Source organism: Pseudonocardia xinjiangensis, from assembly GCF_012911925.1.
GTDB classification, from domain to species: Bacteria; Actinomycetota; Actinomycetes; order Mycobacteriales; family Pseudonocardiaceae; genus Pseudonocardia; species Pseudonocardia xinjiangensis.
This window is the reverse complement of sequence record NZ_JAAXKY010000247.1, coordinates 1-6,630: the sequence shown is the minus strand read 5'-3', so window position 1 is coordinate 6,630 and position 6,630 is coordinate 1. Positions and strand designations below refer to the sequence as shown.

4 protein-coding genes and 1 pseudogene are annotated in these 6,630 nt (G+C 72.8%); 2 read left to right on the top strand and 3 right to left on the bottom strand.

From position 1 onward, the window contains the following. A pseudogene (locus tag HF577_RS36185) lies at positions 1-422 on the top strand (serine/threonine-protein kinase); the annotation flags it as partial. A gap of 22 nt (positions 423-444) precedes the next feature. On the opposite strand, the gene HF577_RS36180 reads toward HF577_RS36185, so the two are convergent. Together HF577_RS36180 and HF577_RS36175 are read right to left on the bottom strand one after the other, a co-directional pair. Continuing rightward, positions 445-2,334, bottom strand: a complete 1,890-nt coding sequence (locus HF577_RS36180; protein WP_169400508.1) for a S9 family peptidase — start codon at positions 2,332-2,334, stop codon at positions 445-447. 3 nt (positions 2,335-2,337) lie between these two features. After that, a complete protein-coding gene (locus HF577_RS36175; protein WP_169400507.1) occupies positions 2,338-4,119 on the bottom strand; it encodes an N-acetylglutaminylglutamine amidotransferase in 1,782 nt (593 codons plus the stop codon). A gap of 145 nt (positions 4,120-4,264) precedes the next feature. Between HF577_RS36175 and HF577_RS36170 the strand changes: the two genes are divergently transcribed. Continuing rightward, complete coding sequence (locus tag HF577_RS36170; protein WP_169400506.1) at positions 4,265-5,065, top strand: LLM class flavin-dependent oxidoreductase; 801 nt, start codon at positions 4,265-4,267, stop codon at positions 5,063-5,065. A gap of 106 nt (positions 5,066-5,171) precedes the next feature. On the opposite strand, the gene HF577_RS36165 is transcribed toward HF577_RS36170, so the two are convergent. Continuing rightward, positions 5,172-6,630 (bottom strand): circularly permuted type 2 ATP-grasp protein (locus HF577_RS36165; protein WP_169400505.1); only part of this gene is annotated, 1,459 nt, incomplete at its 5' end.

Below are 6,630 nucleotides of genomic sequence, written 5' to 3'. Positions count from 1 at the left end.
CCGCCACCCCCGAACCCACCGCGGAGCCCACGACTCCGCGCACGGAGCCCACCCACACGCCGAGCCGTACGGCGGAGCCCACCACCAGGACGGAGCCACCGCCGCCGAACCAGGCGCCGCCGAGCGACCCGGTCGGGTTCGTCCAGACCTACTACTCCCTGCTCCCGGGCAACACCGACGCGGCGTGGGCGATGCTCAGCCCCAGGGCGCAGCAGGAGTCCAACGGGCGGGCGACATTCGACGGCTTCTATGCCACCGTGCAGTCGGTCACCGTGCGGAACGCCCGGCAGACCGGCAGCAACACGGTGCAGGCCGACCTGGCGTTCGTCAACAAGAACGGCAGTAGCAGCAACGAGCTCTACCGGTTCGTCCTCGGAACCGACGCCGACGGCCGGACGACCATCGAGTCGTTCAGCAAGTAGCCGGGAGCGGGGTGCGGACCGCTCAGGCGGTCTGCTCCCCGACCTCGTTCAGGTGCGCGGTGACCCACCGCACCACCTCACGGACGAACACCATCTTGTTCTCGGTGCCGCGCACCTCATGGCCCTCGTCCGGGAACAGCAGGAAGCCGGGGGACGCCCCGCGCTCGCGCAGCGCGTCCACCACCTGAGTGGCCTCCACGAGCGGCACATTCGTGTCGTGCGTGCCGTGCACCACCAGCAGCGGCGCGGTGATCCGGTCGATGCGGTGGATCGGGGAGAGCTCGCGCAGCAGCGCGGCGTCGGTGTGGGGGTGGCCGTACTTGGTGGTGGCCGCCTCGGCGATCCACGGCTCGGTGCAGGCGTAGAACGTGGCGAAGTCGGAGATGCCGCAGATGTCGACGCCCACGCTGAACAGCTCCGGGAACCAGGCCAGCGAGACGAGCGCGAGGTAGCCGCCGTAGGACCGGCCCGAGACACCGACCCGGCCCGGGTCGGCGAGCCCGGCCGAGACCAGGAAGCCGACGGCGGCCCGCACGTCGGTGATGGCGACGAAGCGCCGGTCGTGGTCGTCGGCGGAGGCGAAGCTGCGGCCGTAACCACCCGAGCCGCGCACGTTCGGCGCGAAGACCGCGACGCCCTCGGCGAGCAGCGCCTGGAACAGCGGTTGGAAGGTGGGCCGTTCCTGGGCCTCAGGGCCGCCGTGCAGCCACAGCAGCGTGGGAAGCGGTCCGAGTACACCCGATGGCCGGAACAGCCACCCGGACAGCAGGAGGCCGTCCTCCGCCCGGAACTCGTGCAGCGTGGGCGCCACGAGCGCGTCGTCGACGTTCGCCACCGCCGGCAGGAGCGGCGTGGCGTCGGCGTACGTGTCGAGCCCGATCCGGCTCAGGTGCGGCGGCACGGTGGGGCCCTCGTCGGCGGCGAGCAGGGCATGGCCGTCGCGGCTGAACGCCAGCCCGGTGACGACGTCACCGGGCACCGGCACCACGGGCTCGAGCATCCCGGAGCGCAGGTCGAGCAGCTCCACCTCGCTGCGCCCGTCGACGTTCCAGACCAGCGCGGCGCGCGCCCCACCCGGGTCGAGCGCCACGAGGTCGAGGTCGTCGTCGGGGCGCTCCGCGATCGGGTAGACGGTGGACACGCCGCTGCTGCCCCGCAGGGTGACCGCGAGCAGCGCGGGCCGTTCGCGGCCCGCGTCGGTGTGGACGTAGAGCTGACGGCCGGTGACGCCGAACCGCGCGTCGGCGACGGTGGCGCCGCCGGGTAGGAGCTCCGTGCGGCGACCGGAGCGCAGGTCGACCAGCTCGAGACGGCGCTCGCCGCGGCGCCCGAGCCGGACCACCGCGCGCCTGCCGTCGCCGCTCACGGCGCAGACCTTGGCGGCCGGACCGGCGGCGAGCACGGTGGAGGTGCCGTCGCGCAGGTCGACCAGGCAGGCCTGCCCGTCGCCCGCGCCTTCCGGGAAGACCGTGATGCCGAGCTGGCGGCCACCGTGCGACCACGCCCCGAGCGTGACGGCCGCCGCCCCGGGCGCGAGCTCACGCGTCTCGCTGCCGTCGGGGGAGAGCAGCTGCACGCGCGTGCGCTCGCCGCCGTACAGGGCGGTCTGGCACGCCAGCCAGGTGCCGTCGGGTGACCAGGTGAGGGCCTGCACGTCGCCGTCGGTGGGCAGTGGGGCGTCGGGCTCGACGATCGGCCCGCCGTCGGGGGGCAGCGGTGCCACCCAGGCGCGTGGCCTGCCGTCGCGGTCGGAGACCCAGGCGATCATCGCTCCGTCGGGCGAGGGCACCGGATTGAGATAGGCGGTGGGGAACAGATGGCCGTAGGGGGCAGCGGCGAGGTGCGCGTCGGCACCGCCTGCCAGCCGCGCGAGTCGCCGCTCGGTGAAGTCCGACACCCCTACCTGATCCATTCCCTACAGCCCCCTCTCCTGAAGCCACATCTCGAGCAGCGCCACCTGCCACAACGCATTCGATCCGAGGTTGGTTCGCGCGGTGTTCGGATCGGCGAGCATTGTGTCCAACCAGTCCCGGCGCACCAGACCGCGGGCCTTCGCCACGGGGTCGGTGACGGCGTCGCGTACCCGGTCGAGGAACGGTCCCTCGAGGTGTCGGATCGCCGGCACCGGAAAGTACCCCTTCGGCCGGTCGATGATCCCGTCGGGGACCACCCCGCGGGCGGCCTCCTTCAGGACACCCTTGCCGCCGTGGGCGAGCTTGAGATCCGGGGGGCAGGCCGCGGCCAGCTCCACGAGCTCGTGGTCCAGGAAGGGGACGCGGGCCTCCAGGCCCCACGCCATCGTCATGTTGTCCACGCGCTTCACCGGGTCGTCGACCAGCATGACCGTGGAGTCCAGCCGGAGCGCGGCGTCGAGTGTCTCGTCGGCACCCGGCGCGCCGAAGTGCTCGGCGATGAACGCACGGCTCGGGTCGTGGTCGAGCAGCCACTCCGGTTCGAGGATGCCCGCGAGGTCGGAGTGGGGCCGGTCGGTGAACTGCTCGGCGTAGGCCGCGACCCCCCGGTCCCGGGCCACGCCTGCCAGCGGCGGGTACCAGCTGTACCCGGCGAACACCTCGTCGGCGCCCTGCCCGGACTGCACGACCGTGACCGACTTCGACACCTCCTGCGACAGGAGGTAGAACGCCACGCAGTCGTGGCTGACCATCGGTTCGGCCATCGCCGTGATGGCCTCGTCCACGGCGGGCAGCATCCGCGCGGGGTCGACGAGGATCTGCTGGTGGTCGGTGCCGAAGTGCTCCGCGACGAGGTCGGAGTACTCGAACTCGTCGCCCGCCTCGCCCGCCGCGGCGTGGAACCCGACGCTGAACGTCTTGAGGCCGGTCTGGCCCTCGGCGGCGAGCAGGGCGACGACCAGCGATGAGTCGAGCCCGCCGGAGAGCAGCACGCCGACGGGGACGTCGGCCACCATGCGCCTGCGCACCGCGACCTTGAGCGACTCCAGCACCGCGTCGCGCCAGTCGCGTGCGGTCATCCCGGCGTGCTCGGGACGGCGGGTGTGCTCCGGGCGCCAGTAGACGTGGTCGGTGCTCGTGCCGTCGGGCCGGATCGTCCGCACGGTGGCCGGGGGGAGCTTGCGCACGCCGCTGAGGATGGTGCGCGGAGCCGGCACGACCGAGTGGAAGCTCATGTAGTGGTGCAGGGCGACCGGGTCGATCGAGGTGTCGATGCCGCCGCCCTCGAGCAGCGCGGGAAGCGAGGACGCGAACCGCAGCCGTCCCGAGCCCTCGGTGAGGTAGAGCGGCTTGATGCCCAGCCGGTCGCGGCCCAGCGTCAGCACGCCGGTGTCGCGGTCGGCCACGGCGAAGGCGAACATGCCCAGGAAGCGTTCGACGCACGCCGGGCCCCAGTGCTTGAACGCCTTGAGCAGGACCTCGGTGTCGGACGTGGAGAAGAAGCGGTACCCGGCGCCCTCCAGCTCCTTGCGCAGCTCCCGGTAGTTGTAGATGAGCCCGTTGAACACGGCGGCCAGCCCGAGCTCGGGGTCGACCATCGGCTGGGCCCCGCGCTCGGAGAGGTCGATGATCTTCAGCCGGCGGTGGCCGAGCGCGATCGCACCGGTCGAGTACACCCCCGACCCGTCGGGCCCACGGCGGTGCATCTCGGCGGTGATCCGGGCGACGGCTTCCACATCGGGATCACCGCCGTCGAACCGGATCTCACCGGCGATACCGCACATGCGCGCGTCCTCTCGCTCGTCGGCGCCCGGAGCGTCCGGACGTCGAAGGTTGAGTGGACGATGCGGTGGCCCGCCTGCGCAACCCACGGTTTGTTTCCAGTGTGTGACCAGAATCTCTCTGGACGCACCATGATGGACTTGCGCCATGAAACAACCGACTCTCGGCGTCACGTTCCGTCCGCAGTCACCGCCCGAACGTCTCCGTGAGGTGGCACTCGCCGCCGAGGCCGCCGGAGTCAGCGAGCTGTGGCTCTGGGAGGACTGCTTCCTGGAGGGCGGGCTCACCGCGGCCACCGCGGCGCTCGCCTGGACCGAGCGGCTGCACGTCGGGATCGGCTTGCTGCCCGTCCCGCTGCGCAACCCGGCCGTGACCGCGATGGAGATCGCCACGCTCGCCCGGCTGTTCCCCGGCCGGTTCATGCCCGGGCTCGGGCACGGCGTCCTGGACTGGATGGCCCAGGTGGGGGCCAGGGCCGCGTCGCCGATGACCCTCCTGCGCGAGCACAGCAGCGCCGTCTACCACCTGCTGCACGGCCGGACCCTCGACGTCGACGGCCGCTTCGTGCACCTGGAGCAGGTGACGCTCGAGTACCCACCCTATGTCGTGCCGCCGCTGCTGATCGGCGGCAGGGGACCGAAGACCCTGCGGCTGGCAGGCGACGTCGCCGACGGCGTCATCCTCGACTGCATCACCTCGGCGAGCCAGGTCCGCGACGCTCGGAGGCACGTGGCGGAGGGCCGGTCAGCGGGCGGCCGGACCGGGCCGTTTCGCACCGTCGTGTACATCGAGCTGGACACCGCCTCCGCCGGGTTGCAGGGGCAGGTCGCCGACTGGGCGGGGCAGCTCGGAGCCGTGGGTGCCGACAGCGTGGTGTTCCAGGCGACGGGGGAGAACCCCGACCCCAGGCCTCTGTTGGAGGCCTGCGGCTCCCACATCAGCCGGTAGCTCCGCGCCGTAGTGCTCGGGCAGCGCCGCGGGGCCCGCGAGTCGCCCGTTCCGCGCGCGCGAGTCGCCCGTTCCGGGTGCGCGAGTCGCCCGTTCCCGGTAGCTGTCAGCGCAGTACCCAGGTGTCCTTCGCCCCGCCGCCACGTGAGGAGTTGACGATCATGCTGCCGGCGGGGGCGACCCGGCTGAGCGCCGCCGGCAGCACGTCGACCTGGGTGCGGTCGCCCAGCCGGGACTGCAGCACGAACGCCCGGAGGTCCACGGCGCGCGGCTCCAGCCCGCCGCCGGAGAACGTCGGGTGGGTGGACAGCCGCACCAGGTCCTGTGCCACCCAGCCGGCGGGGTCGGCGCGCACGGCGTCGGCCAAATCCGCGAGCTCCGCACGGTCGGCGTGCGGCCCGATGACGATGCCCTGCCCCCCGTAGCCGTCCACGGGCTTGAGCACGAGCTCGTCGAGCCGGTCGAGCACCTCGGCGCGGCTGTCCGCGTCGACGCACGGGTAGGTGGGGACGTTGTCGAGCAGGACGTCCTCGCCCAGGTAGTAGGAGATCATCTGCGGCACGTACGCGTAGACGAGCTTGTCGTCGGCCACGCCGTTGCCCATGGCGTTGAGCAGCGCGACGTCGCCCCGCGCCACCGCGTTGCACAGTGCTCGTCCGATCGGGCGCATGTCGGCGCCCTTCGCGCCCAGCAGGGCGCGCTCGTCGAGACGGCGGTAGAGGGCGGAGAGCCGCTGCCGGGCGCCGGAGCCCACGAGGTAGACGCCGTCCTCGGTGACCTGCAGGTCCCGCGGCGTCACCAGCGGGATGCCCATCCGCTCGGCGAGGAGCCGGTGCTCGAAGTACGCCGAGTCCGCCGGCCCGGCTGAGAGCAGGGCGACCTCGCCGAGAGCGGGGTCGTCGGACCCGGTGGCCGAGAGCAGGGCCGAGTGCAGCTGCCCGGGCACCGGCTCCAGCCCCACGACGCCTGCCGGTGGCTCCAGGTCGGGCATCACACTGCGGACGAGGCGCCTGCTCGTGATCGAGTAGCCGATGCCGGAGGGCACCCGCAGGTTGTCCTCCAGCACGAGCCAGTGGTCGGCCCGGTCCCGGACGAGGTCGATGCCGGCCACCGCGATGCGCACGGCGTCGGCGGGGAAGAGCTTCCCGAGGCGGCTGCGGCCCGGCGCGTCGCGCACGACCTGGGCCGGGATCACCCCGTCGGTGACGATCTGCTGCTTGCCGTAGACGTCGCGGACGAACTCCTCCAGCGCGCGCACCCGCTGCGTGAGCCCGGCGGTGAGTCCGGACCAGTCCTCGGCCGTGACGATGCGCGGGATGAGGTCCAGCGGGAAGAGCCGGTCCGGTTCCCCGTCGCCCACCCGGAACGTGACGCCACGGGCGCGCTGCTCGGTGCGTAACGCCGACTCGGCTGCCGTGAGGCCACGCGGCCCGAGCCGGTCCAGCGCCCGGAACATCCAGCCGTAGTGGGGCAGCACCGTGCCACCCGCGCTGACGGCCTCGTCGAACGCGCGGGTCTCGGACCCGTCGGCGTGGTAGCCGACGAGCAGCTGGGGGGTGCTGGGG